The sequence below is a fragment of the Pseudoalteromonas tetraodonis genome, from assembly GCF_002310835.1.
In the GTDB taxonomy this organism is placed as follows: Bacteria; Pseudomonadota; Gammaproteobacteria; order Enterobacterales; family Alteromonadaceae; genus Pseudoalteromonas; species Pseudoalteromonas tetraodonis.
The window spans coordinates 71449-95512 of sequence record NZ_CP011042.1; the positions used below are offsets into that span (position 1 = coordinate 71449).

A 24064-nucleotide genomic window follows, 5' to 3' on the forward strand; every position below is an offset into this window, starting at 1 on the left:
ATGCGTTTTTTGCTTATTATTGTTTGTTTTTTAATTGCTGCGCCAAGTATGGCGCATCAATTAAAATCATCCGTTACAACGGTGTTATTTAATCAGCGTACGCACAATATTGAATTGATGCATCGTTTTTATTTACATGACACAGAGCATGCTGTTGGTAACTTGTTTAAAGGCAAAGTGGATATTATGAGTAACAAGCGTGACCAAAAACGTTTTGCCAAGTATGTTGAATCTCATGTTGCCTTACAAACCTTGAGCGGTGAGCCCCTCACCCTTAATTATGTAGGTGCACAAGTGGATGGTAAGTTTTTTTGGGTGTACCAAGAAGCTGCTATTCCCGATGAGATTGAGGGTATTAGAATGAGTCATGGTGCACTGCGTGATTTGTGGCCTGCACAAGTGAATATGGTGAATGTTGAAGGGCGAGGACAGATAAAAACCTTAAACTTTAGCCAAGACGATACCTGGCTTGAAGCGAAATTTGAGCCGAAATAACCACTATTATTGCGCACCTTTAGAGGGTGCGCACTTTCCTTTATAGCTGATCGAGTTAATTAATTGCATCGTAAAGTCTTTACTATACCAGTTATACAAACCCAAACTATTACGTTATCAAATGAACTATAATTAAATTTCAATGGACTGAGCTGTTTTTTATATGTTTATTGATATACTTTTTATTAAAGGTTTAGATAACCTAAGCCAAACCTAGCATACTGAGCTAATTATTTAGCGCAAGGAATGAAATGAAAACGCAAATTGAGGCAATCAAAGGTGTTATTTTTGATTTAGATGGAACTTTAGTATCTTCAGAATTAAACTTTTCATTGATAAAAGCCCAAGTAGGTTGCCCTGCAGAGCAAGACTTACTCGATTACATAGAACAATTGCCTTCCCCCTATATGCGTGAAGAAGCAATGAATATAGTGCATCAGCATGAGTTGTTAGATGCACAATCGGCTAAGCTTCTACCTGGCGTTGTAGAGGCTGTTAAAGCGCTACAAGCTAAAAACATACCTATGGCCATTGTTACACGTAATTTTGATAAGGCGGCGACATTAAAGTTACAGAATAACCCGCTACCAATAGAAACAGTACTCACCCGAACAGACGCACCAGCAAAACCCGATCCGAGCGCTTTATTAACGGTTGCAACTCAATGGGAAATGCCGGTTGATAATGTGATTTATGTTGGTGATTATTTATACGACATACAAGCGGCGCACAATGCTAATATGCGTGCCTGTTTGTATGCACCTGATGTGACCCCCGGGTATGCCGAACAAGCCGATTTTGTTATTCATGCATTTGATGAGTTGGTGTCATTAATTGACAATTACGCTGAAAAAGTTGAGTTATGTTAAATTGAGCTTTGTTTTATTTGTTTAATAACATAATGGGTATTATTTAAATTAATACCCAGCTGCTTTTGCACAGCATAGCATGTTGAACCACTAGCCCAATACGGTTTGAATTGGTAAAATATCGCAAACCAAATGTATTCAATAGAGGCACAAGATGGGCAGAGCATTTGAAGTCCGCAAAAGTTCGATGGCTAAAACAGCCAACGCAAAAACTAAAGTAAATTCGAAGTACGGTAAAGAAATTTACGTTGCAGCCAAAAGTGGTGAACCTGATCCCGATGTAAATCAAACATTGCGCCGCTTAATTGAAAAAGCAAAAAAAGACCAAGTTCCTGCGCACGTAATCGAAAAAGCAATTGAAAAAGCAGCCGGTGGGGCAGGGGAAGATTACTCTTCAGCCCGTTACGAGGGTTACGGCCCTGGTAATTGTATGGTGATTGTTGACTGTTTAACCGACAACCCAAACCGCACAATTAAAGATGTACGTTTACCGTTTACTAAAACAGATTCAAAAATAGGTACACCTGGGTGTGTTGCACATATGTTTGATCACCTTGCTGTTTTAGGATTTGCAGGCGATGACGACGAAGTTGTGTTAGAAGCCCTCATGATGGCTGACGTTGATGTAACCGATGTAGAAGCCGAAGATGGCAAGGTATCGGTGTTTGCACCGCATACTGAGTATTTTAAAGCTAAAACGGCACTGGAAGAGGCATTTGAAGGCATTAACTTTGAAGTTGATGAAATTACCTTTGTGCCACAAGTACATGTTGAAATCACTGATGAAGAAGTTATTGCCAACTTTGATAAATTTATCAATATGCTTGAAGATTGCGATGACGTACAAAATGTTTATCACAACGCGACCATTAAAAATTAATTCGTAGTGATTTGAATAGTGATTATTCACTAGCGTTATAAAAATTAGCTTAGGGTCTGTTGACCTTTGCGGATTAAAATTTGTTCAAACTAGGGGCGGTTTAATCGCGGCGCGAGGTTTGTAACCTAGTGGGCTAAGTAAAAACCGAGCAAAGCTTCCGCGTCCTGCTCACGCCCCTTACCTACATCCATGTAGGCAACAAAGAGTAAATCGCCCCTAGGCAGAACCCGAAGGGCAGCGCCTGTTTGGCATTGATGCTGCGTTATCGCCTATTTATGGGGAATAACCACATTATACCCAAATTGCCTTAATATACAGAATTCAGCGTTTCACAGGGACTTAATATCAAGGCGTTCCCTTTGCAATAATGGTCCTCCCTTTTAAAAAGGAACAACGAAGGGAGTAAGTTCCTGTGAAACGCCCTACGGGTTGGTTTAAAAGCTATTTATGCTGCGTTATTGATTTTAACAAGGGAATAACCATTATTTTCAATCAATGCCTTGTCAAAATAGCTTTTAATTCCAACTGAAACTCGCAGATTAAGGTAATTTGGGTATAGATAGGCTCTGCCTTGCCTAAATACCAAACAGACTGCTGCAAATTTAACCTTGAAAGGTCAACAGACCCTAGTAAAGCTGATTTTTTTATTTTTAGGTTAAGTTTTAAGTTAGTGCTGTGCTTTATATTTCAAGCGGTAGCTGTGTAGTAGCGGCTCTGTGTAACCGCTCGGTTGGCTAACCCCTTCAAATACCAGTGCTAAAGCAGCTTGATACGCAATACTTTTAGCTAATGTCTGCTCATTAGTTGCCATTGGCGTGTAAAGGCTGTCATGCTCGTTTTGGCCATCAACAACCTTAGCCATTTTTGCCATCACTTTTTGTACTTGCTCTTTGCTACATACACCATGATGTAGCCAGTTGGCGATATGTTGGCTTGAAATACGTAAGGTGGCTCTGTCTTCCATTAAACCAATATGATTAATGTCAGGCACTTTAGAGCAGCCTATTCCTTGGTCAATCCAACGTACTACGTAGCCTAAAATACCTTGCGCGTTGTTTTCAAGCTCGCTTTGAATATCTTCTTTTGATAGCGTTTCAGGGTTTGGCATGAGCGGCGGTGTAAGTAAGCTCTCTAGGCTTGCTATTTGACGCGTGGCAATGCTTTGCTGCAGGCTAAATACATCAACATCATGATAATGCATTGCGTGTAATGTGGCGGCAGTAGGGGAGGGCACCCAAGCGGTATTTGCGCCAGATTGAGGGTGCGCTATTTTTTGCTCCATCATCATCGCCATTTTATCTGGCATTGCCCACATACCTTTACCAATTTGCGCTTTATGGCTTAAGCCACAGGCTAGGCCAATATCAACGTTGCGATCTTCGTAAGCGCTGATCCAAGGCTGTGCTTTAATAGCCGCTTTCGGCAGCACAACACCCGCTTGCATTGAGGTATGAATTTCATCGCCAGTGCGGTCTAAAAAGCCAGTGTTAATAAACACAACACGCTCTTTTGCTGCATGAATACATGCTTTTAAGTTGGCTGATGTTCGACGTTCTTCATCCATAATACCCATTTTAAGGGTGTTTTTAGGCAAGCTCAGTGCCTCTTCAACCATACCAAATAAAGTATTAGCAAAGGCGACTTCATCAGGGCCATGCATTTTCGGTTTTACAATATTAATACTTTGCGCGGTTGAATTTTTAATCGTGTTTTTAGTGTTTAAATCGTGCAAAGCAGCTGTTGCGGTGAACATGGCATCCATAATGCCTTCAAACACATCATTGCCGCTTACATCGGTAATGGCTGGATTTGTCATTAAATGTCCCACGTTACGCACAAACATCATACTGCGCCCTTTGAGGGTCAGTTTTTGGCCATCAAGACCTGTATATTGTCGGTCAGCTTGTAACGTGCGGTCGACCATTTTGTCGCCTTTTCTAAACGTTTCAACCAAGTTGCCTTGCATTAAACCAAGCCAGTTTTTGTAAACTTGTGCTTTATCTTCTGCATCCACTGCGGCAACCGAGTCTTCACAGTCCATAATGGTTGTTAGTGCGGCTTCTAGCACCACATCTTTTAACCCTGCTTTATCAGCTTGACCAATAGGGTGGTGATGGTCTATTTGCAGCTCAATATGCAATCCATTGTTTTTAAGTAAAATAACACTCGGGTTTTGTGCTTCACCCTGATAGCCAATCAGTTGCTCAGGGTTTTTAAGTGTGGTGTGCGAACTGTCGCGCAGGGTAATAGCAAGGGCGCCGTCAACAATAGAATAGTTAGTACTTTCAATATGCGAGCCATTTTCAAGCGGTAATGCTTTGTCTAAAAACTGCCTTGCGTAAGCCATTACTTTAAAGCCACGAACAGGGTTGTATTGGCTGCCTTTTTCGGCGCCGTCGTCTTCGCTTAATACATCGGTTCCATATAAAGCATCGTACAACGACCCCCAACGTGCATTAGCTGCATTAAGTGCAAAGCGTGCATTACTAACCGGCACCACTAGCTGTGGCCCTGCAGTCAGCGCTATTTCTGGCTCTACATTTTGAGTTTCAATACTAAAGTTTTCAGGCTCATCAACTAGGTAGCCAATATCTTTTAAAAACGCTTGATACTGAGCTTGGTCAGCATTTTTATTTGCAAGGTGGTAGTCATCAATTTGCTTTTGTAGCTGTTCACGCTTAGCCAGTAGTGATTTGTTCAATGGTGTAAGTGTTTGCACTATGTTGGCAAAGCTTTTCCAAAACTGGTGTTCATCAAGATGGGTACCAGGTAATAATTGTTTTTTAACAAATTCAGCAAGTTGCTTATCAACGCTGAGTCCTGAATGGGTGAGAGTGTGGCTCATAATTAATATCCTTAAACGGTCCGACAGTGTGCAATTTTTTATATGCGTACACCTACCATATCGCAAAAAAGTGGCTTTGAATGCTTTTTAGTCATTCACTATATGTATAGCCGTAATAAAAACTATAAATTTACTAAATCTAAAAAATAAGCCTAATGTTTAATTAAGCGCTACAGAGCTAACGTGATGTAGTCACTCTCTCAACAATAAATATTAATACCCGTTCGAAGGACTTTATTATGACAACATATCAAGGCGAAACAGATACACTAGCAACATTATGCCAATCACAAGGCAGTGCATGGAAAACAATTAATCCTGAATACGCAACACGTATGCGTTTACAAAATCGTTTTCGCTCTGGTGTTGATATTGCACAATTTACAGCAGACATCATGCGTGAAGACATGGCTGCATACGATAAAGACACAAGCCAGTACACACAGTCTTTAGGTTGTTGGCATGGTTTTACTGCCCAACAAATGATGATGGCAATTAAGCGCCATCAAAAAACAACTAAGCGCAGTTACGTATACCTAAGCGGTTGGATGGTTGCAGCGCTTCGCTCTGAGTTTGGTCCTCTTCCAGATCAAAGTATGCATGAAAAAACATCAGTACCGGCACTTATCGAAGAAATCTATACCTTCTTAAAGCAAGCGGATGCACGTGAACTTGACCACTTATTTAATGAACTAGACGACGCAAAAGCAAACGGCGGCGACGTTCAAGCAGTACTTAACAAAATTGATAACTTTGAAACGCACGTTGTACCAATTATTGCTGACATTGATGCCGGTTTTGGTAACGAAGAAGCAACTTACCTACTAGCTAAAAAGATGATTGAAGCGGGTGCATGTGCTATCCAAATCGAAAACCAAGTATCAGATGCTAAGCAATGTGGTCACCAAGCAGGTAAAGTGACGGTTCCACATGAAGACTTTTTAGCAAAAATTAATGCAGTGCGTTACGCGTTCCTAGAGCTAGGTATTGATAACGGTATTATCGTTGCGCGTACCGATTCACTAGGTGCAAGCCTTACGCAAAAAGTACCGGTTTCAAAAAAACCAGGTGACTTAGCAAGCCAATACAATGCATTTTTAGAAACAACCCCAGTAAACAGTGTTGATGACTTAAATGAAGGCGAAACAGCAATGAAGCTTAATGGTCAGCTTTGTAAGCCAACACGCCTAGACAATGGTTTATACCAGTTCCGCGAAGGCACTGAAAAAGACCGTGTAGTACTAGATTGTGTAACGAGCCTACAGTCAGGTGCGGATTTACTGTGGATTGAAACAGAAAAACCACATGTAAAACAAATTGCTGAACTCGTTAATCGCGTAAAAGAGCAAGTACCAGATGCTAAATTAGTATACAACAACTCACCATCGTTCAACTGGACGCTGAAGTTCCGTGAGCAAGTATACCAAGAATGGCAGGAAGAAGGTCGTGACCTGAGCGCTTACCCAAGTCTTGATGATAACAAAGCGCTTATGGCTCCAGAAATGGATGCAACAGAGCTTGCAGCAGCTGCTGACTTATTAGTACAAAACTTCCAACGCGATGGTGCACGTGAAGCGGGTATTTTCCACCACCTAATCACGTTACCAACGTACCACACAGCAGCATTAAGCACAGATATTCTATCTGAAGGTTACTTTGGTGACTTAGGTATGCTGGCTTATGTACGTGATGTACAGCGTCAAGAAATCCGTCGTGAGCAAGCGTCTGTTAAACACCAAGACCTTGCAGGCTCAAACATTGGTGATACACACAAAGAGTACTTCTCAGGTGAGAATGCACTTAAAGCCGGTGGTGAAGCTAACACCATGAACCAATTTTAATTCAACTAGATAGTGTTACTTAAGGGCCGCAAGGCCCTTTTTTTATGCTTGCATAAAGGCAAAATTTAATAGATCAGTATTTTACTAGCCATTTGGTTAGTGAGATTTTTCAATGCAATGCAGGTTAAAAGTGTAAATAAATTTAAAGGATGTTTATGCTCGGCTGTGAGGGCTTTATGTTGATTACGCTTTGACACTGGTAAGCACAATAAATTACCCGCTTTTTACCACATATAGATCAGAGTTTAACTAACATACTGAAAGCAGATCACGATTTAACTAGCTGCTCTTAATACAGATCAGATTTTAACTAACCATGCTAATAACGGCCATTTTTTATTATTAAAGGGGGGTATTTGTCTTTCTAACCCACAATTTGGCCACTTAAACGATTAATTTAAAGGTTTTAGGCAGGTATCGAGAGAGTAATAAACCGATTTTTTACTAACTGCTGCAGCTTATAAAACCTTTTTTTACTAACTGAGGGCTTATAAACAGTGACTCAAACCGATTTTTTACTAACTCACAGCACTATTTCTTCTATAAACCGATTTTTTACCAACTCAGTCTGAAGCTAAGTCCGATATTTAGTTTGAGTATGTAAGGGGTTACTTACATTATTGCTGTAAAGGGGGTTTACACTTGTGAGCTTCGAGCTTCGAGCTTCGAGCTTCGAGCTTCGAGCTTCGAGCTTCGAGCAACGAGCTTATATAGCTCGTCACTCATAACTCTGCGTTTTATTTCGAATGCTTATCAAACCACCATTGAATATATGCCACTTTGGTCATTAAGTTAGATGGACGGGCAGTAATACCATGCGAAGCGTTTGGAATACGCACCATCGCGGTATCAACCCCCTGCAATTTTAAGGCTTGATAAAACTGCTCTGTTTCTGAAATAGGCGTACGGTAGTCTGCCTCACCCGTGAGTAACATGGTCGGGGTTTTAACATTACCTACATAACTGATGGGTGAGCGTTTCATGTAATGCTCAATATGATCCCATGGTTTACCTGGGAACCAATAGTCAGCAAAGAATGGATAAAAATCGGCAGTGAGTACAAAGCTGATCCAATTTATCACCGGTTTGGCAACCACGGCTGCAGCAAAACGATCTGTATGACCTACAATCCACGCTGTTAATGCACCGCCGCCAGAGCCACCGGTTACAAATAACTTAGATTCATCAATAAACCCTTTTGCAATAAGCGCATCAACACCCGTCATTAAATCATCGTAGTCATTGCTTGGGTAATTATGATGAATGGTTTGCGCAAACTCTTTACCGTATGAATCACTACCACGTGGGTTCATGTATAAAACCACGTTCCCTTTAGCGGCAAATAGTTGTACTTCGGCACTAAAGTGGGGGCCATAATTAGCGACAGGGCCGCCATGAATTTCAAGCACTAGTGGGTATTTTTTTGATTTATCAAAACCCGGTGGGTAAGCAACCCAGCCTTGTATTGGCAGCTCATCGTGGCTTGATTTAAGCCATAATTCTTCAACCTCAGCGAGTTGCTTGGTTGCGAGTGCATCAGAATTTAAATCGGTTAAGCGCTGCGCTTTACCACGCTTTATTGTGGCTACATCAGCAGGGCGCTGGGTATCGGCCAAGGTAAATGCAACATGACCATTTTCACTAATATCAAAATCACCACCAGAATAAGGACGCCCAAACGCCACGCTACCTATTTTTTCGGTAATCACTTTGCGTTTGCCACTTCGAGGTTGATAAGCCAGCGCAGTTTGCCCTTCATCGGCATAGCTAAAATAAAGCCCTTTTGAGTTCGCGCTCCACTTAATTTGACCAACACTTCTATCAAAATCGGTGGTTAGGCTGTGAGTATTCCCTGTTATTAAATCGCGAATATAGAGTTGGGTGTTTTCGTAATTAGTACGCTTGTCGTCATACCCTGTATAGGCAAGGTATTTGCCATCGGGTGACACTTTAGGTTGTTGATCAGGCCCATTACGCTCAGTTAGAGGGAGAATGGCTAGCGAGTCTAAATTGAGTTGATATACCTCAGTGTTAGTGGGCTTCAATTCATTATTTTCATTGCGATTAGCAGAAAAATACAAAGTTTTACCGTCTTTACTAAAGCTGACTTCACCACCATTATTAAAATTATCGTTGGTGAGTTGTTGAGCATTACCGCCATTGGCATCAAGTGTAAATAATTGACTAAACCCTTTTTCAGTATAACCCCCTCCATCGGCACGATAATAAACATCGTCAATATATTTAGCAGGCTCTGCCCACGTGGCACCTTTTGGTTTTCCAGGTAAGCTGACAGGCGCAGACGCCGCCATTGGAACAAACATACTAAACACCAGCTGGTTTGAATCAGGAGTCCAAGTTAGTGAGCTTGGATTGCTAGTTAAATTACTAACCTTAGCGATAGCCCCTGTTTTTAACCATTTAATATATATTTGGTTGCTACCATCTCGGTTTGATATGAAAGCAAGTCGCTGTCCGTCAGGAGAGACTACTGGCGAGTAATCCATATATACACCAGAAGTTAATGGTTGTAGTTGCCCAGTGCTGTAATCAACAGACCAAATATTGCCTACTTTACGGTCGGTTTTAATATCCATGCGGTTGCGGACAAAATACACGGTTTTACCGTCTTCTGTTATGTCTATTTGGTTGGCATATTCAAGATTGAAGATATCTTGAAGTTGTAATGTATCGGTATTGGCAACAGCTAATTGACTGCTGCCCAGTATAAGACTCATAGCTAAAAGCGTTTTCATTATTTATCCCTGTTTTAAATCACTGCTCTATTTATAGGGTAGGAGAGGTATAATTAACAGTCAGATGCGACGAAGCCAGTATTTAAAACTACCAATGAATGAAGGTGATAAAAGAAAGTAAAAGCTGTAAAGGGGGTTTACAGCTTAGAGGAAGTTATACGCTTGCGCTACAAAGAGCCTTAATGTCTTCAATAAGCGCAACACCTTGGGCGTTATCACCGTGCACACAAATACTATCGACGTTAAGTTTTAACGATTTTCCTGACTGGGTAGTCACACTGTTACTAGTTAAAAGCTGTTTAACCTGAGCCAATAATGCTGCTTTATCATGCACACTGCCTGCTATATTTCGTGCTACGAGGTGCCCTTGATCTGTATATAGCCTGTCTGCGAACGCTTCTAAAACAAGCGTTAGTCCAAGGTGACGTGCCATTGTATGGTGGTGTTTAGCATCGGCCGTGGCCAGTATCATTAATTTTAGATCAGCAGGGTAACTGGCAACCGCGCCCATCACAGCACTAAGTAGTGGCTGGTGTTTCATCATGTCGTTGTAAAGCGCACCATGGGGTTTGACATAACGAAGGGTTAACCCTTGTGCCTTTGCCATGCCATCAAGAGCAGCTATTTGGTAGTGTAAACACTGAGTGAGCTCGGCCACACTCAGGTTCATTGAGCGTCTGCCAAATCCTTGTTTATCGGGGTAGCTTGGGTGAGCGCCAATCATAACATTATGCTGTTTAGCGAGCTTAAGAGTATTGGCCATAACGCTAGGATCGCCCGCATGAAAACCACAGGCAATGTTTGCCATATCAATATGCGGCATTACTTGATCATCAAGCCCCATTTTCCACGCGCCAAAGCTTTCACCTAAATCACAATTGAGTTTCATATTAGTGGCTCTTTGATTGTTTAATAGTTACCGGTAAGCTGCCTTTAGCAGGGGCTTGACCGAGTAATACTTTAGCAAGTGCTGTAAACGCAGGCCCAGATACTTGCTCGTTTTTGTCTACGTCAATATTATAAGCATATGAAGCTAATACTGCATCGGCAGAGTCGCCAAACTGAGCAATATCATAAGGGGCTCGCAAACTAATAAACACGGTGGGTATTTGTTGCTTGTTAGCCATTTTAAGTAATGATTCAAGTGCTTTAGGTTGCTCTGCGTTATTGAGGGCAAAGTCTGGGTTATCGGCTAAATCATCCATCCCGCCAATTTCCACCGCGCTTTGATTAGGCGTGGCATTTCCGGCAATAATAATATCAGCTTGGTTTATATTATGCTGAGCATCAACAGGGTCAAAACCTTGTAAACTGCTACAGCTATAAACTAGTGCGTGTGAGCTCAGTGCCATTATGGCTTGTTGTATGGCCATACATTTACGCGTATCGGGCATAATAATATGAATGTGTTGGCCTGCAGTAAGCTTAAGTGGCAAGGTGTTGTTGTTATTTTTTATTTGGGTGATCGCCGCTAATGCCAGTGACGCTTCTAATTCGCGATGTGCTTTATTACCAATAATGTGCTTAGCATTGGCTAATGCTTTAATGGGATCTGGCGAAGCGTTTAATTTAAATTTACTTTTAAGCGAGGTAATACGCTGTGCTGAATGCGCAATTTCCTGTGCGTTTAGTTGCTCTGATTTAACCGCACTGACTAATGACTCAATGAGAGCATCGAGCTTTTTAATGTCATCTGGCGTTCTAATCTCTATTGGCATAAGCGCAATATCAACCCCAGCGGCAAAGGTGTTTATAATTGCTTGAGTTGGACTAAAAAAGTGACTAATACCTGCCATATCAAGTGCATCGGTTACCACCACACCTTGATAGTTAAGTTCTTTACGTAGAATATCGGTCATGATTTTACGCGACATTGTCGCGGGCTTGATCATTTGTTTGCCATCAACATTTGTCAACGTACTGCTATCAAGCTCAGGGTATTGAATATGCGCGGTCATTATCATGCCCGGACTATGCTGCTCAATAATGTGTTTAAAGGGCGCTAAATCTTGTGCGTAAATCACCTCTTTTGAATGCATCACTTTAGGCAAGCCGGTATGACTATCTACATTGGTGTCGCCATGCCCAGGAAAATGCTTTAGTGCGCTAATAATGCCATTTTTTTCAAATTCACTAACTTGTGCGGCACCTAATGCTGCTACATCATTTGGGTTTTCACTAAAAGAGCGGACATTAATGACAGGATTGTCTGGGTTCATGTTTACATCAACGGTTGGCGCGTAATTTACATTAATCCCCAATGCTGAAAGCTCCGTGGCAAGAACATTCGCGGTTTGAGTTGCGAAATAAGTGCCATGCTCAGGGTAGGTGGCGCCAATTGACATATTACCAGTAAATGAAGTGGCAACATCACGTGGCAGTCGAGCTACTCGTCCACCTTCTTGGTCAATTGAAATGAAAAGCGGTAAGCCTGATTTAGAGTGAGACGCAGCTTGTTGCAGTTGCTGATTAAGGCTAATTATTTGTTCAATACTTTGGGTGTTTTCAGAAAATAAAATAACCCCGCCAATATCATAACGGCTAATCGCTTTGGCTAGTGTATCTGGTAACTCGGTTAATGCTGTTCTGCAGCGCTTACTGCTGCCTTGGTGACAAAAGTAGCGTAAATCGAGCATAAGTTTTTGCCCAAGTTGCTGTTCAAGTGACAGCGCAGAATCGGCAAAAGAAGATTTTATTGGCATGAAACATCCGATTAAAAAAAGAGAAGACGACAACAGGTACTTATTTAGCAACACACACCTCAAGGCTAAATAAAAATAAAGTGCATGCAGCTTAACTATTATTGAGCTTAACTGCAAAACCCGACATATATAATAAATGTCATTTTATTATTCCAAAAGTAACAAAAATTAGGCTACTTAGTTTAATTTCTGTATTATATTTAGGATATATGTAGTATATAGCAGTCGTTTTTATTTGCTTAGGATGATAATAAGTTGCGTTTTCGATCACCATTTACTTTTAAACTTAGGCAATTAATTCTGTTGTTAGCTATCACTGCTACAGCCGCTATTTTGTTCAGTGGTTTATACATTAGTTACCAAGTACAAAAAGAACGGGTAATAGAAGATACTCTCAAAAGTAACCATGTATTTGCTAGTAAGCTTGCCTCGGCGACCGATCACTTTTTAGCAGCTGCGATGCAGCAACTTGAGTTTTCAGCCAAAATTATTGCTAAAGACATTACCAATACTGAGTTACTCCAAGCTGAAACCAACCGCCTTTTAAACCAAACACATAGCTTTAATTCGGTAGCAATTAACATGCAAGGTGTCGTTAAAGCGGCCTCACCTGTTTCATTAAATATTATTAATAAAACCGTTAATTCACCTCATTCTAAACAAGCCTTTAAACTACAGCGTCCATTGGTTAGTCGTCCTTATGTATCGCTTGCGAATAACTTAATTGTTGTACTTTCTTATCCTTTATTTGACGAGATGGGTAATTACTATGGCTATATTGGTGGTAGCTTTTATTTAGAACAACAGAGCATTTTAAACGCCTTATTAAAACAGCATAGTTACGATGGCGGGGCATACTTTTATGTGGTGGCTGATAATAAAACCTTACTTTATCATCCTGAGACTGAGCGGATTGGCGAACAAGTCATTAATAACCCAGTAATAGAGCGTGTTTTGCAAAGCGAAGATGGATACACCCGGGTTTTAAATAGCCAAGGCGTGTCTATGCTTGCTGGATATTCGCCCGTTAAACTTGCTAATTGGGGCGTAGTTGCCCAGCGTAGTGAAGCGGCAACACTTGCCACGTTAGATACTTTTCAAGGGCTGGTGCTTAAGCGAATGCTACCAATTGTATTAATTACTTTTGTATTGATTGGTGTGTTAGCGCATTTTATTGCTAAGCCACTTAGGCTCCTAGCTGACAGTGCAAATTTATCGACTGATCAACAAAACGTAGCGAATCTTAAAAGTATTAAATCTTGGTACTTTGAAAGTCAGCAACTTAAAGCAGCCATGTTAGAAGGAGTTAATATACTGCAGTCGAAAATGGGGCAATTACGCCAAGATGCACTCACCGATCCGCTAACTGGTGCGCATAATCGGCGAGGTTTGTATTTATTGTTAGATAAATTAATTCAAGAACAGATCCCCTTTGCGGTTCTAGAAATAGATATCGACTTTTTTAAACGGGTTAATGACACTTTTGGCCATGATGTGGGCGATGAGGTACTAAAAACTTTAACGTGTGTGATCAAGCAAGTATCTCGCAAAGATGATATTGTCGCGCGAACTGGTGGGGAGGAATTCTTACTTATATTACCGAACGAAAATAGCGATAGTGCGTTTGTTATTGCTGAGCGGTTACGTAATGAAGTGGCGAATACACCGATGGCCAAAGTTGGTTGTATAAATGTCTCCATCGGCATTGCTACATGGCCGCAGCACAGTGATGATATTGATCAAGTATACAAATGTGCTGACAAAGCGCTCTATCATGCAAAAGAAACGGGCCGTAATAAAACCGTTATTGCCAGTCTAAATTAAATTTTTTAAAAAATTAATTTACCTTAAGTTTTATTTAAGTTTCGCCTATTAAATTCTACCTATAGATTTAATACAGGCGATGCTTTTATGCAATTAGCTCAACAACAGTCATCATCAACACTTTTTCAGTCGTTCACACAGTTTGTGAGCGCCAGAGAATGTGATGAACACCGTCAGCGCCTTGAAGATACAGTAAAACAAGGCTTTTTAGCTGCGTACAATGCCAGCCTAACTTCATTTATGCCATTACTCTGTCAGTATAAAACTCAGCAAGGGCATTGCACTTTAGGGCTTAGAAACGCTACTTCTCCTTTATTTATTGAACAATATTTAGCAGCGCCCATTGAGCAGTTTTTACCAATGGGCACACAGCGCAGTAAAGTGTTTGAGTTAGGTAATCTCTATTCAACACACAGAAAAGCCACGTTATCGCATTTTATTATTGTTAATGAAGCTTTAAGAGCTATTGGTGCTACTAATTTGGTTTTTTGTGCCACCAAACATGTACGCGCTTTATTGCGTTTATTAGGGGTAACGTGTAATGAAATTGCATTGGCTAACAGCAGTGTTGTTGAGCAACCAAAAAGCTGGGGAAGTTACTACGCGAACCAGCCTACAGTATGCATTGTTAATTTAGAGCAAGCACATCTACAAGTACTTAATACGCCAATGCTACTTGATATTAAACAACAAAATACACATGGCATTACGGCATTAATCAATGCGCTGGAGACGGTATGAGTATGTTAAATAGCTTAAATGACTTAGCGACTCAGCCGGCGGTAGTTGCGCATTTTGCGAATCAAACACAACAGTTCACAGGTGCTGAGCTGCTTCAAGAAATAAATAAAGTAGCGGAAATTTTTGCAAATTCAGATGCTGATGCAATTGCATTTCAACTTGATAACACACCTGCTTGGTTGGTACTTGATGCTGCGACCAGCGTTGCTAATAAAGTGGCTATACCGATCGCCCATTTTTTTAGTCAACAACAAACGCAATATGTGTTGGCACAGTGTGGTGCACAGCTGTTTATAAGTGATATGCCAAGGCTTTCTTTGGGTGCGCATACATTGTCTATTACTTTGTTTGATCATTACACCTTATATATTTATCAGCTCAACGTTAAAGAATCGATTAGTTACTTTGAGGGCACGCAAAAAATCACCTTCACGTCAGGCTCTACAGGCGAGCCAAAAGGGGTGTGTTTATCAACTCATAGCCAAATGCAAGTTGCACAATCGTTATGTGAGCAAATAGGTATAAGTAAACCAACTCACTTATGTTTACTGCCATTACCTGTATTACTGGAAAATATTGCAGGTATTTATGCACCATTATTAAGTGGCGGTTGTGTACATTTAATGCCGTTAAACGAATTGGGTTTTGTTGGCTCAGGGTTAAAAAATCCTGAAAAACTTATTAGTGCAATTGACAGTGTAAAACCTAACACCCTTATTTTAGTGCCTGAGTTATTAACGTGTTTAATTGCGTTTGCAAAACAAGGTTGGCAGCCGCCAAAGTCATTACAGTTTATTGCAGTTGGCGGAGCGCTCGTGAGTGATGCTTTAATTGCCACCGCCAGAGAGCTTAATTTACCTGTTTATCAGGGGTATGGATTATCAGAGGCGGCATCTGTCGTAAGTTTAAATACGCCCAAAAATGATGATTTAAAGAGTGCCGGCACTGTACTGCCGCACATACAAACCAAAATCGAAAAAGGCCAGTTGTACATAAAGGGTGAGCTATTTTTAGGGTATTTAAATCAAGCGCCGCATAACCCAAATAACTGGTATGCAACAGGCGATTTAGTGACCCAGCATGGCAATAAGCTCTATATAAAAGGGCGACTTAAAAATCTGATTATTACCAGCATGGGCCGTAATGTCAGTGCTGAATGGCCTGAGTCATTAATATTGAGCCAAAGCGCGATTATACAAGCCGTTGTTTTTGGTGAGGGCAGACCTTTTTTAACCGCGATTATTTATGCAATCCCTGAGTTGAGTGATCAACAACTCAGTGAGCATATGAAATTTATAAATCAACAGTTACCCGATTATGCACAAGTTAAAAAGTGGCATCGGTTAGCTCAGCCTTTAAGTGTTCAGCAAGGGTTACTAACGACCAATAATCGTCCTAAGCGCCAGGCTATTAGCCAGCAATTTAACCTTATTTTTGAACAATTTTACCGACTTGGAGAAGTGATCCATGACTGATTTTTTTAATACATTAAAAGCACAAACTCAAAACGAGCGTGAGTACTTATTAGCTGCGCCAATTATACAGCGCGTTTTTAAAGGCCAAGCATCACTTGAAGAGTATGCGTCATTTTTAGCGCAAGCCTATCATCATGTAAAACACACTGTGCCATTAATGATGTCGTTAGGTGCCCGTTTAACCGACGAACAAGAATGGTTACGTGAAGCCGTAGCCGAATACATTGAAGAGGAAATTGGCCATCAAGAATGGGTGCTTAACGATATTGCCGCGTGTGGTTTTGATAAAGAAAGCGTGCGCCATAGTAAGCCACAATTTGCTACCGAAATGATGGTCTCGTATGCCTATGACAGTATCGCTCGTAAAAATCCATTAAGCTTTTTTGGCATGGTTCATGTACTCGAAGGGACTTCAATTGCACTGGCTGATGGCGCAGCTTCAAATATTGCTGATGCAGTTGGTTTACCTAAAAAAGCATTTAGCTATTTAACCTCTCATGGTGCGCTTGATATAGAGCACGTAAAGTTTTTTGAAAACTTGATGAACAAAATTACTAATGAGACCGATCAGCAAGCTATTTTACATGGCGCAAAATGTTTTTATCGTTTGTACGGTGATATTTTCCGCGCTTTAGATGACGAGCCGTTCTTTAAAGCATCAGCGCAAGAGCAACACGCATGAATACCGGCTTATGTGTTTTAACAGGAGCCACAGGGGGAATTGGCCAAGCGATTGCCAAAACACTGCACGCACAAGGTTGGCAATTACTATTAGTAGGGCGTAATGGCGATGCGCTAAATGCGCTAAGTAGCCAGTGCCCAGGTAGTATGACTTTTGTGGGAGATTTAACCGTTGCAGAAAACATGCTGGCATTGGCAATTAAAGCCAAAAAATTGGGCGGTGCTAAATTACTTATAAACAATGCAGGCATTAATGTTATGCAAAGCTTAAGTAGTTGTAGTAGTGAACAAATTGATAATCTACTGAGCACTAATTTAGCCGTCCCGATGAAACTATGCCAACTGTTTTTAGAGCAGCTGCAAGCGAATAGAGGCACCATAGTTAATGTTGGGTCGTCTTTTGGCAGCATAGGTTACCCATATCAAACACTTTATTGTGCCAGTAAATTTGGTTTGCGTGGTTTTAGCGAAGCGTTATCACGAGAGCTTTCAGACACTGGCGTTAGAGTTACTTATTTGGCACCTAGAGCAACTGATACCGACATTAATGATGCTCAAACGCGGGCAATGAACAAAGCGCTTGGTAATCAAATGGACTCTCCGCAGTTGGTGGCTGATGAGTTAGTTGCGTTATTAAACTCAAATAAAACCAGACGATTTATTGGTTTTCCTGAGAAACTTTTTGCACGTATCAATGGCGTTTTTCCACGTATTGTAGATAACGCAATTGCTAAACAACTCCCTAAAATAAAAAGCTTTTTAGGTTAGTTGTTCACTAAATAATAGAGGATTTATTATGAAAAAATTTACTTTAGCAGCTTATTTAAGCATTGTTAGTGTGTTTTCATCGCCGGTATTTGCAGACGAACAAAGCGACTTACTCGCTATTCAACAGCAGTGGGCGGTCGCTAATTATGAGCTTAAGGATGACGCACAAATCAAAGCCTTTACTCAACTGAGTGAGCAAAGTGCTCAATTTATCGAAAACTATCCTAATTCAGCAAATAGCTATACATGGAACGGCATTGTGCTGGCAAGTTTTGCGGGTGCAAAAGGCGGCTTAGGGGCGTTGGGTTATGCCAAAGATGCAAAGGCATCATTAGAGCAAGCCCTTAAAATAGACGACAGTGCTTTAGGTGGCTCAGCGTATGCTAGCCTTGCAACCTTATACAGTAAAGTACCAGGGTGGCCAATTGGCTTTGGTGATGATGACACCGCCGATAAGTTTTTTAAGCAAGCACTCGCTTTTAATCAAAAAGGCATTGATACTAATTACTTGTATGGTGAGTTTTTATACGACGAACGTGAATATAAGCAAGCCAAAGCCCATTTGTTAGTTGCACAAGCGGCCGGTATTCGTGATACTCGCGCTAAAGCGGACAAATATCGTCAGCAAGCAATTAGCCAATTATTAGCTAAAGTTGATAAAAAACTAAAGAGATAACAAAACAAACAATGCATTTATTATTAGTTGAAGATGATCATCTTGTGGCGCAAGGGCTTTGCCGCTCGTTGCGCCAAGAAGGCTACAGTGTAGAACACAGCGCAACGGTTAAGCATGCGTTGCAATGTTTAGGCAGTGGCGAAATAGAGTTGGTTATACTTGACCTAGGCTTACCTGATGGTGATGGTTCGCAAATTTTAAAGCACATAAAAGCACAAAAAAAAGTCATTCCGGTGGTGATACTAACCGCTCGCAGTAGCATAGATGACAAAGTGCAAGGGCTTGATATGGGGGCTGATGATTATTTAGCTAAGCCATTTGAACCAGCCGAATTATTTGCTCGTTTGCGCGTAGCGAGCCGACGTGTAAATCAAGCTCAGTCGAGTTTATTACAATGTGGTGATGTTACTATGGATACGTCAGCGCACAGTGTCACACTTAACGATGAGCTACTTTCTCTGCCGCGAAAAGAGTACATGCTGCTAAAAGCGTTACTGGAAAACCAAGGTCGCGTGCAATCTAAGCAGCAGTTAGAAAATAAACTCTATCAATGGGGTGAAGAGGTTGGCTCTAACACCATTGAGGTGCATATTCATCACCTACGAAAAAAATTCCCCAGCGATTTTATTAAAACTCTCCGTGGTATTGGCTATGTTGTGGGAAAGAGATAGCTCACGTGATTAAAACGCCCCCTAGATTGCACAAACTTGAATTTACAAAGGTAACCATGCTCTATGTCAATTCGTAAGCGTTTAACACTTATCTTACTGTCAATGATGGTGTTAACCTGCTTTTTAGCTTTAGTAAAAGGCTATCAAAAAAGTATGAGCCATGGTGAGCAATTACTCGATAGTGAGCTAAAAGTGGTGGCTGGAGTCTTGATGCAACAGCCTCTATCTATTAACGCTATGGCGCCAAAAATGCAAGAAAGCGCCCAGTTACTGTATCAAATTTGGCAAAGTGGTGAGCTACTTAGCGGTTCTGACGAATTAAATCTTGATTTGAGCCAATATCAAGCGGGTTTTCAAACGCTTAATATTGCAGGGCAGCGAATGCGGGTATTCGTTTTTGCTACTTCTTTACGCACTGTTATTGTTGCCGAGCCGATTGCTAAGCGGTTTGAGCTTGCCGAGGCGGTGATTTTATCAGCCATGTTACCCATGTTATGGGCGGTTCCTTTGCTTGCGCTATTTATTAGCTTTTTTGTTAAATATGCACTGGCACCGTTAACCCGTTTATCAAAACAGTTAGCCCTGCGCCAAGCAAATGATTTCACAGCGATCAATTGGCAGGTGACGGATGAAGAAATAAAACCAGTGATCAGCCGCTTAAACGACTTATTTAAACGCGTAGAAACGGCCTATTTACGAGAACGTTTTTTTGCCTCAGATGCCGCCCATGAATTACGTACTCCCCTGAGCAGTTTAAAAATTAATGTGCATAATTTGGCCGCCCAACAAGGCGATAACCAAGAATTACAAGCCATGACTCAAGGTATTAATCGACTCACCAATATAGTGGAGCAAATGCTAATACTAGGGCGTACTCAGCCAGAGCAGTGGCAAAAGCAGTTTAAAGAACAGTCATTATTAGCGATCACGCAAGAAGTAGTTAGCCAACTATATGAAAAAATAGAGGCTAAAAATCACACTATTAGCCTTGAGGGAGATGACTTTACTATTAACGGTGATGAGTTTACCTTAGTGACGTTGATTTCAAACCTACTGAGTAATGCTATAAAGTACGCGCCTGCAAACGGACAAATAAAAATTACCCTAAAGCAGATGCACAGGCAGCGTATTTGGCAAATAGAAGACAGCGGTCCAGGTATGACTGACGATCAAAAACAACGGATATTTAACCGTTTTTATCGCGTTGGCGGTGACCAACATCCTTCGGGTGAACAAGGTGCGGGCTTAGGCATGGCAATAGTCCAGCACATTATTGCTATTTATAGCGCTGAAATTAATTTAACAGACAGCGATTTGGGCGGCTTAAAAGTACAGGTAGTTTTTGCAGGAGCTAAATGTGATTAAACGACTTATTCACCCCTATTTATATTGTTGCGTATTTTTATCATTTAACGCCGCCAGTAAAGACTATCTTATTGTACTTAAAGATCATTTGTTTTATCCCGCAGAAATCGTGGTGCCAGCCAATAAAAAGGTACGCTTGTTAATCGAAAATCAAGATAGTACGCCTGAAGAATTCGACAGTTTCGATCTCAACCGAGAGAAAGTACTTTACCCTAATCGCAAAAGCGTTATTTATATTGGGCCGTTAACCCCTGGGCGTTATGAATTTTTTGGCGAGTTCTCGCCCAATACGGCGCGTGGTGCTGTAATAGCGACCGAAAAGGAGGATTCTGATGCTAATAACTAGCCTTGTGATGAGCCTCAATCAGTTATTGCCGGTGGCCATTTTACTTATTTTACTCCAAGTGATTGCCAAGCAAAGTTTAGTGAAGGTACTGGGGATGCTTGTTTTAGGTGTGGGGCTATCATTTTTATTTGTAAAAAGTGCTCCGCTAATTAGTCCCTTGTTTGACTACCAGGGTTTAGAATATACCCAAATTGCTTTATGTGTTTTAGTGTTTATCAGTGCGCTGTACTACGCCATTAAACAAGCAACGCCTGCATTTATGATTGCGATTATCAGTGTAATGACTCTTTATTTAAGTCATTACATTATTTACCTGATTGGCTTTTGGCAAAACAACGAAGCAGCACAAAGCTTATTTATTGGCACTTTTTTAGGCTTAGGGATATGCAGTAGCTTTAGTGTGTTGTTGTATTTTTTATTGAGTGCAATCAAACAGCGCTTTGGGCTTATCCCTTTATTGGTATTGTTAGCATTAAACAGTGCGGCAAAACTGGTTGTGGCACTTGATTTGGCGAGCCAAATTGATTTGATAGCAACAACGGCAACCGTATGGGATTTACGTGCTATTTTAACTGAAAACTCAGAGTTTGGACGGGTTTTGCGCGCACTTATCGGTTATGAGGCTACGCCTAATTTAACCAGTGTTTTAAGTTATGTGCTGAGCAGCGTGTTATTTTTATCAGTTTGTTATTTTATTCCTAAATCAATAACTAAGGAACAATCATGAAAGCAATAAACCTATTTGCAGCCACTGTATTAATTGGTTTTTGTTTATTAATACCTAAGCTGGCTTATGCTGATGGCATAGTGGTTGATAAAGTTTATCATCCTTATGTGTTGCCGTTTGAGCGTGAGCTAGAGTGGCGGCTTGTGTCACATCAAACCGACAGTGGTAATATTTTAGCGCAGCGCGTTGGCTTAGGCGGCGCAATTAACGACACCATGGCATTGGAAGGCTATTTAGTGGGCGAGCGCGATGATAATGGTGACTTTGGCTTGCAAGCGTATGAGTTAGAACTTCGTTGGCAGTTAATAGAGCAGGGCAGGCTATGGGCTGATTGGGGCGCGTTATTTGAATTTGAAAAACAGCATGACGCCGACGCATACGAAGCAACCACCGGTTTTGTGATTGAAAAAGAGTTTGGTCGTGCAAGTCTCACTATGAATGCATTTTTAGTGTACGAGTGGGGCCAAGATATACAAAATGAGTGGGAAAGCGAATTTAGAGCGCAATATCGCTACCGCTATTTGTCTGCTTTTCAGCCCGCGGTTGAGGTTTATCTTGGCGAAGACTTTGTCGGTATTGGCCCCGGATTTATAGGGTTACATCGCTTTGATGGACAAAAACAATTAAAGTGGGAAGCCGGTTTTATTACTGAAATCAGCCAGTCAGAGAAAAATCATAGCTTTAGAATGGCACTAGAATTTGAATTTTAAGCTCTTTAAACAAGTACTTAATTTATAAAACGGGCTGCTTAAGCTATTTTATAAATTAAATCGCATTAAGGGTTGACTTGAGTCTGTAACTCTATATAGTAGTCCGCAGCTAGAAAGAAAGCATGATAATTTATAAATCTCCATTTCGTTGTTGTATAAGTAATACTTGTAGTACCGTCCTGAAGTTTTTAAGTACCATCTCATTTTTTGCTACACCGCCCATTAGGGCACAATTTAATTTTTATATCAGGAATAATACTATGTCTAACATCGTATCAGGTACAGTTAAGTGGTTCAACGAGTCTAAAGGTTTTGGTTTCATCGAGCAAGAAAATGGTCCAGACGTTTTCGCACATTTCTCAGCAATCAAAAGCGAAGGTTTCAAAACTTTAGCTGAAGGTCAACGTGTAGAGTTCACTCTTTCACAAGGTCAAAAAGGTCCTCAAGCTGATAACATCACAGCTCTATAATTTTACTTTTAAGTAAAATGAAAAAAAGCGCTTAAGGCGCTTTTTTTGTGTCTAAAATTTAAGAATATCTCCCCACCATCTGTAAATTTATACCAATTCGCTTAATTAAGCGGTCTATTTTGAGGCAGGAAAAACGGGTTGATAGCTAGGCAAAAAATTCGCTATTTAGTTGTTCTAAATGAGAATTTTTTAACACAGATAGCGACACGTTTAGCCCCGCAAAATGATTGAGTATTATTGCGGATTGGTATTATTAACGATAGTCATTCTCAAATCACCTGCTATTTTTAACATTATAAAAGTGCTATAAATTAATAGTTTCTACATGCTTTCTAGGTTAAGGTTATTACTTAAATTATAGGGGGTGTTTATTTTTAAATTTACATTATTAGCGTTAGGGTTGCTATTTAGCCATAATATCCAGGCTAATGCGCCTAAATTGGTTATTTATACCGAAAGCTTTGCCCCTTACAATTTTCAAAATGAAGCTGGGCAGCTAGCGGGTATTAATCATGATATAGTGAAAGATGCTTGTGCTCGTGCCGCACTAGAGTGCGAATTTATTATGTTACCTTGGAAGCGTGCTTACCAGTTAGTGCAAAATAACCCGCACTCAGCCATCATTTCTCTAGCAAAAACGCAAGAACGTATTCCTCTTTTTGAATGGGTGGGACCTTTGGTATCGAGCCAAACCTACTTTTTTAAATTAAAAACTAGCGACCATATTGTGATGAATGATATATCACAAGCTAAAAACTACTCGTTGGGCATAGTGCGAGGCGACATTTATGAAATGCTGGTGCGTCGACTTGGGTTTGTTACCGATAAAAACTTATTACTGTTTAGTGAAGCAGACTCATTTATGCGACTGTTTTTTAAAAAACGCATCGATTTAATTATTGGCTCTGACTTTACTATTGATCATCAAACTGAGCCATTTGGGTACTCTAGGGATGACTTGGTGAAGCTCAAGCAAATTCATGTGGATGAGCTTAAAGGCAACTATATTGGCTTTAACAAAGCCGCTTCACCTGTGGTAGTAAAACGCTTTAATCAAGCACTTGAGCAGCTTAAGGCAGAGTCTGGCTATGAAACTTACATTAAACGTTATGTAAAAAATTAAGCCTATAGACAATAATAAACACGCCTAAGCACAGAAAAACTCAAAAAGTTTCCACTTAATAATGCCTATATTACCTCTTCACAGCCTTCATTCTTGTTA

At 40.7% G+C, this 24064-nt stretch carries 21 protein-coding genes; 17 read left to right on the forward strand and 4 right to left on the reverse strand.

Annotated elements, in window-relative coordinates:
- The 3 genes from PTET_RS16160 to PTET_RS16170 all read left to right on the forward strand — a co-directional run bounded on the left by PTET_RS16160 (nucleotide 1) and on the right by PTET_RS16170 (nucleotide 2244).
- The gene (locus PTET_RS16160; protein WP_016899988.1) at nucleotides 1-495 is read left to right on the forward strand and encodes a DUF6702 family protein; all 495 of its coding nucleotides are present in this window, start codon (nucleotides 1-3) and stop codon (nucleotides 493-495) included.
- Nucleotides 496-746: 251 nt separating this feature from the next.
- Nucleotides 747-1364 carry an HAD family hydrolase gene (locus PTET_RS16165; protein WP_013462823.1) on the forward strand — a complete coding sequence of 206 codons (618 nt, stop codon included), beginning with the start codon at nucleotides 747-749 and terminating at the stop codon, nucleotides 1362-1364.
- A 154-nt stretch (nucleotides 1365-1518) separates the two neighbouring features.
- Nucleotides 1519-2244 (forward strand): YebC/PmpR family DNA-binding transcriptional regulator, encoded by a 726-nt coding sequence (locus PTET_RS16170; protein ID WP_013462824.1) that lies wholly within the window; start codon nucleotides 1519-1521, stop codon nucleotides 2242-2244.
- A 667-nt stretch (nucleotides 2245-2911) separates the two neighbouring features.
- Here the strand turns inward: PTET_RS16170 and PTET_RS16175 are convergent.
- Nucleotides 2912-5089 carry a malate synthase G gene (locus PTET_RS16175; protein ID WP_096038954.1) on the reverse strand — a complete coding sequence of 726 codons (2178 nt, stop codon included), beginning with the start codon at nucleotides 5087-5089 and terminating at the stop codon, nucleotides 2912-2914.
- A gap of 239 nt (nucleotides 5090-5328) precedes the next feature.
- On the opposite strand from PTET_RS16175, the gene PTET_RS16180 reads away from it, so the two are divergent.
- Entirely contained in the window at nucleotides 5329-6930 is a 1602-nt protein-coding gene (locus tag PTET_RS16180) for an isocitrate lyase (RefSeq protein ID WP_013462827.1), read from the forward strand.
- Nucleotides 6931-7667: 737 nt separating this feature from the next.
- On the opposite strand, the gene PTET_RS16185 is transcribed toward PTET_RS16180, so the two are convergent.
- The 3 genes from PTET_RS16185 to PTET_RS16195 form a co-directional block, all read right to left on the reverse strand.
- Nucleotides 7668-9686: a S9 family peptidase gene (locus PTET_RS16185; protein ID WP_096038955.1), complete on the reverse strand. Its 2019-nt coding sequence runs from the start codon at nucleotides 9684-9686 to the stop codon at nucleotides 7668-7670.
- A gap of 154 nt (nucleotides 9687-9840) precedes the next feature.
- A complete protein-coding gene (locus PTET_RS16190; protein WP_096038956.1) occupies nucleotides 9841-10575 on the reverse strand; it encodes a 5-oxoprolinase subunit PxpA in 735 nt (244 codons plus the stop codon).
- 1 nt (nucleotide 10576) lies between these two features.
- Nucleotides 10577-12388: a glycoside hydrolase family 3 protein gene (locus PTET_RS16195; protein ID WP_096038957.1), complete on the reverse strand. Its 1812-nt coding sequence runs from the start codon at nucleotides 12386-12388 to the stop codon at nucleotides 10577-10579.
- Between the two features lie 303 nt (nucleotides 12389-12691).
- On the opposite strand from PTET_RS16195, the gene PTET_RS16200 reads away from it, so the two are divergent.
- The 13 genes from PTET_RS16200 (at nucleotide 12692) to PTET_RS16260 (ending at nucleotide 23965) form a co-directional block, all read left to right on the forward strand.
- Complete coding sequence (locus tag PTET_RS16200) at nucleotides 12692-14212, forward strand: sensor domain-containing diguanylate cyclase (protein WP_096038958.1); 1521 nt, start codon at nucleotides 12692-12694, stop codon at nucleotides 14210-14212.
- Nucleotides 14213-14299: 87 nt separating this feature from the next.
- Entirely contained in the window at nucleotides 14300-14953 is a 654-nt protein-coding gene (locus PTET_RS16205; protein ID WP_096038959.1) for a thermostable hemolysin, read from the forward strand.
- A 2-nt stretch (nucleotides 14954-14955) separates the two neighbouring features.
- Entirely contained in the window at nucleotides 14956-16428 is a 1473-nt protein-coding gene (locus PTET_RS16210; RefSeq protein ID WP_407681293.1) for an AMP-binding protein, read from the forward strand.
- Nucleotides 16421-17110, forward strand: coding sequence for a TenA family transcriptional regulator (locus tag PTET_RS16215; RefSeq protein WP_096038961.1), 690 nt, complete (start codon nucleotides 16421-16423; stop codon nucleotides 17108-17110). Before PTET_RS16210 ends, PTET_RS16215 begins: the two co-directional genes overlap by 8 nt.
- Nucleotides 17107-17877, forward strand: a complete 771-nt coding sequence (locus PTET_RS16220; protein ID WP_013462836.1) for an SDR family oxidoreductase — start codon at nucleotides 17107-17109, stop codon at nucleotides 17875-17877. The genes PTET_RS16215 and PTET_RS16220 overlap by 4 nt, the downstream gene beginning before the upstream one ends.
- Nucleotides 17878-17905: 28 nt before the next feature.
- Nucleotides 17906-18553: a hypothetical protein gene (locus tag PTET_RS16225; RefSeq protein WP_013462837.1), complete on the forward strand. Its 648-nt coding sequence runs from the start codon at nucleotides 17906-17908 to the stop codon at nucleotides 18551-18553.
- Between the two features lie 11 nt (nucleotides 18554-18564).
- Nucleotides 18565-19224, forward strand: a complete 660-nt coding sequence (locus PTET_RS16230; RefSeq protein ID WP_013462838.1) for a response regulator — start codon at nucleotides 18565-18567, stop codon at nucleotides 19222-19224.
- Between the two features lie 63 nt (nucleotides 19225-19287).
- Nucleotides 19288-20589, forward strand: a complete 1302-nt coding sequence (locus PTET_RS16235) for an ATP-binding protein (RefSeq protein ID WP_029609982.1) — start codon at nucleotides 19288-19290, stop codon at nucleotides 20587-20589.
- The gene (locus tag PTET_RS16240; RefSeq protein WP_036955466.1) at nucleotides 20582-20935 is read left to right on the forward strand and encodes a cupredoxin domain-containing protein; all 354 of its coding nucleotides are present in this window, start codon (nucleotides 20582-20584) and stop codon (nucleotides 20933-20935) included. Before PTET_RS16235 ends, PTET_RS16240 begins: the two co-directional genes overlap by 8 nt.
- Nucleotides 20922-21662 (forward strand): FTR1 family protein, encoded by a 741-nt coding sequence (locus tag PTET_RS16245; RefSeq protein WP_064662776.1) that lies wholly within the window; start codon nucleotides 20922-20924, stop codon nucleotides 21660-21662. The genes PTET_RS16240 and PTET_RS16245 overlap by 14 nt, the downstream gene beginning before the upstream one ends.
- The gene (locus PTET_RS16250) at nucleotides 21659-22372 is read left to right on the forward strand and encodes a hypothetical protein (protein WP_028834668.1); all 714 of its coding nucleotides are present in this window, start codon (nucleotides 21659-21661) and stop codon (nucleotides 22370-22372) included. Before PTET_RS16245 ends, PTET_RS16250 begins: the two co-directional genes overlap by 4 nt.
- 260 nt (nucleotides 22373-22632) lie before the next feature.
- A complete protein-coding gene (locus PTET_RS16255; protein ID WP_008467029.1) occupies nucleotides 22633-22842 on the forward strand; it encodes a cold-shock protein in 210 nt (69 codons plus the stop codon).
- 364 nt (nucleotides 22843-23206) lie between these two features.
- Nucleotides 23207-23965, forward strand: coding sequence for a substrate-binding periplasmic protein (locus PTET_RS16260; protein ID WP_096038962.1), 759 nt, complete (start codon nucleotides 23207-23209; stop codon nucleotides 23963-23965).
- Nucleotides 23966-24064: the final 99 nt, after the last annotated feature.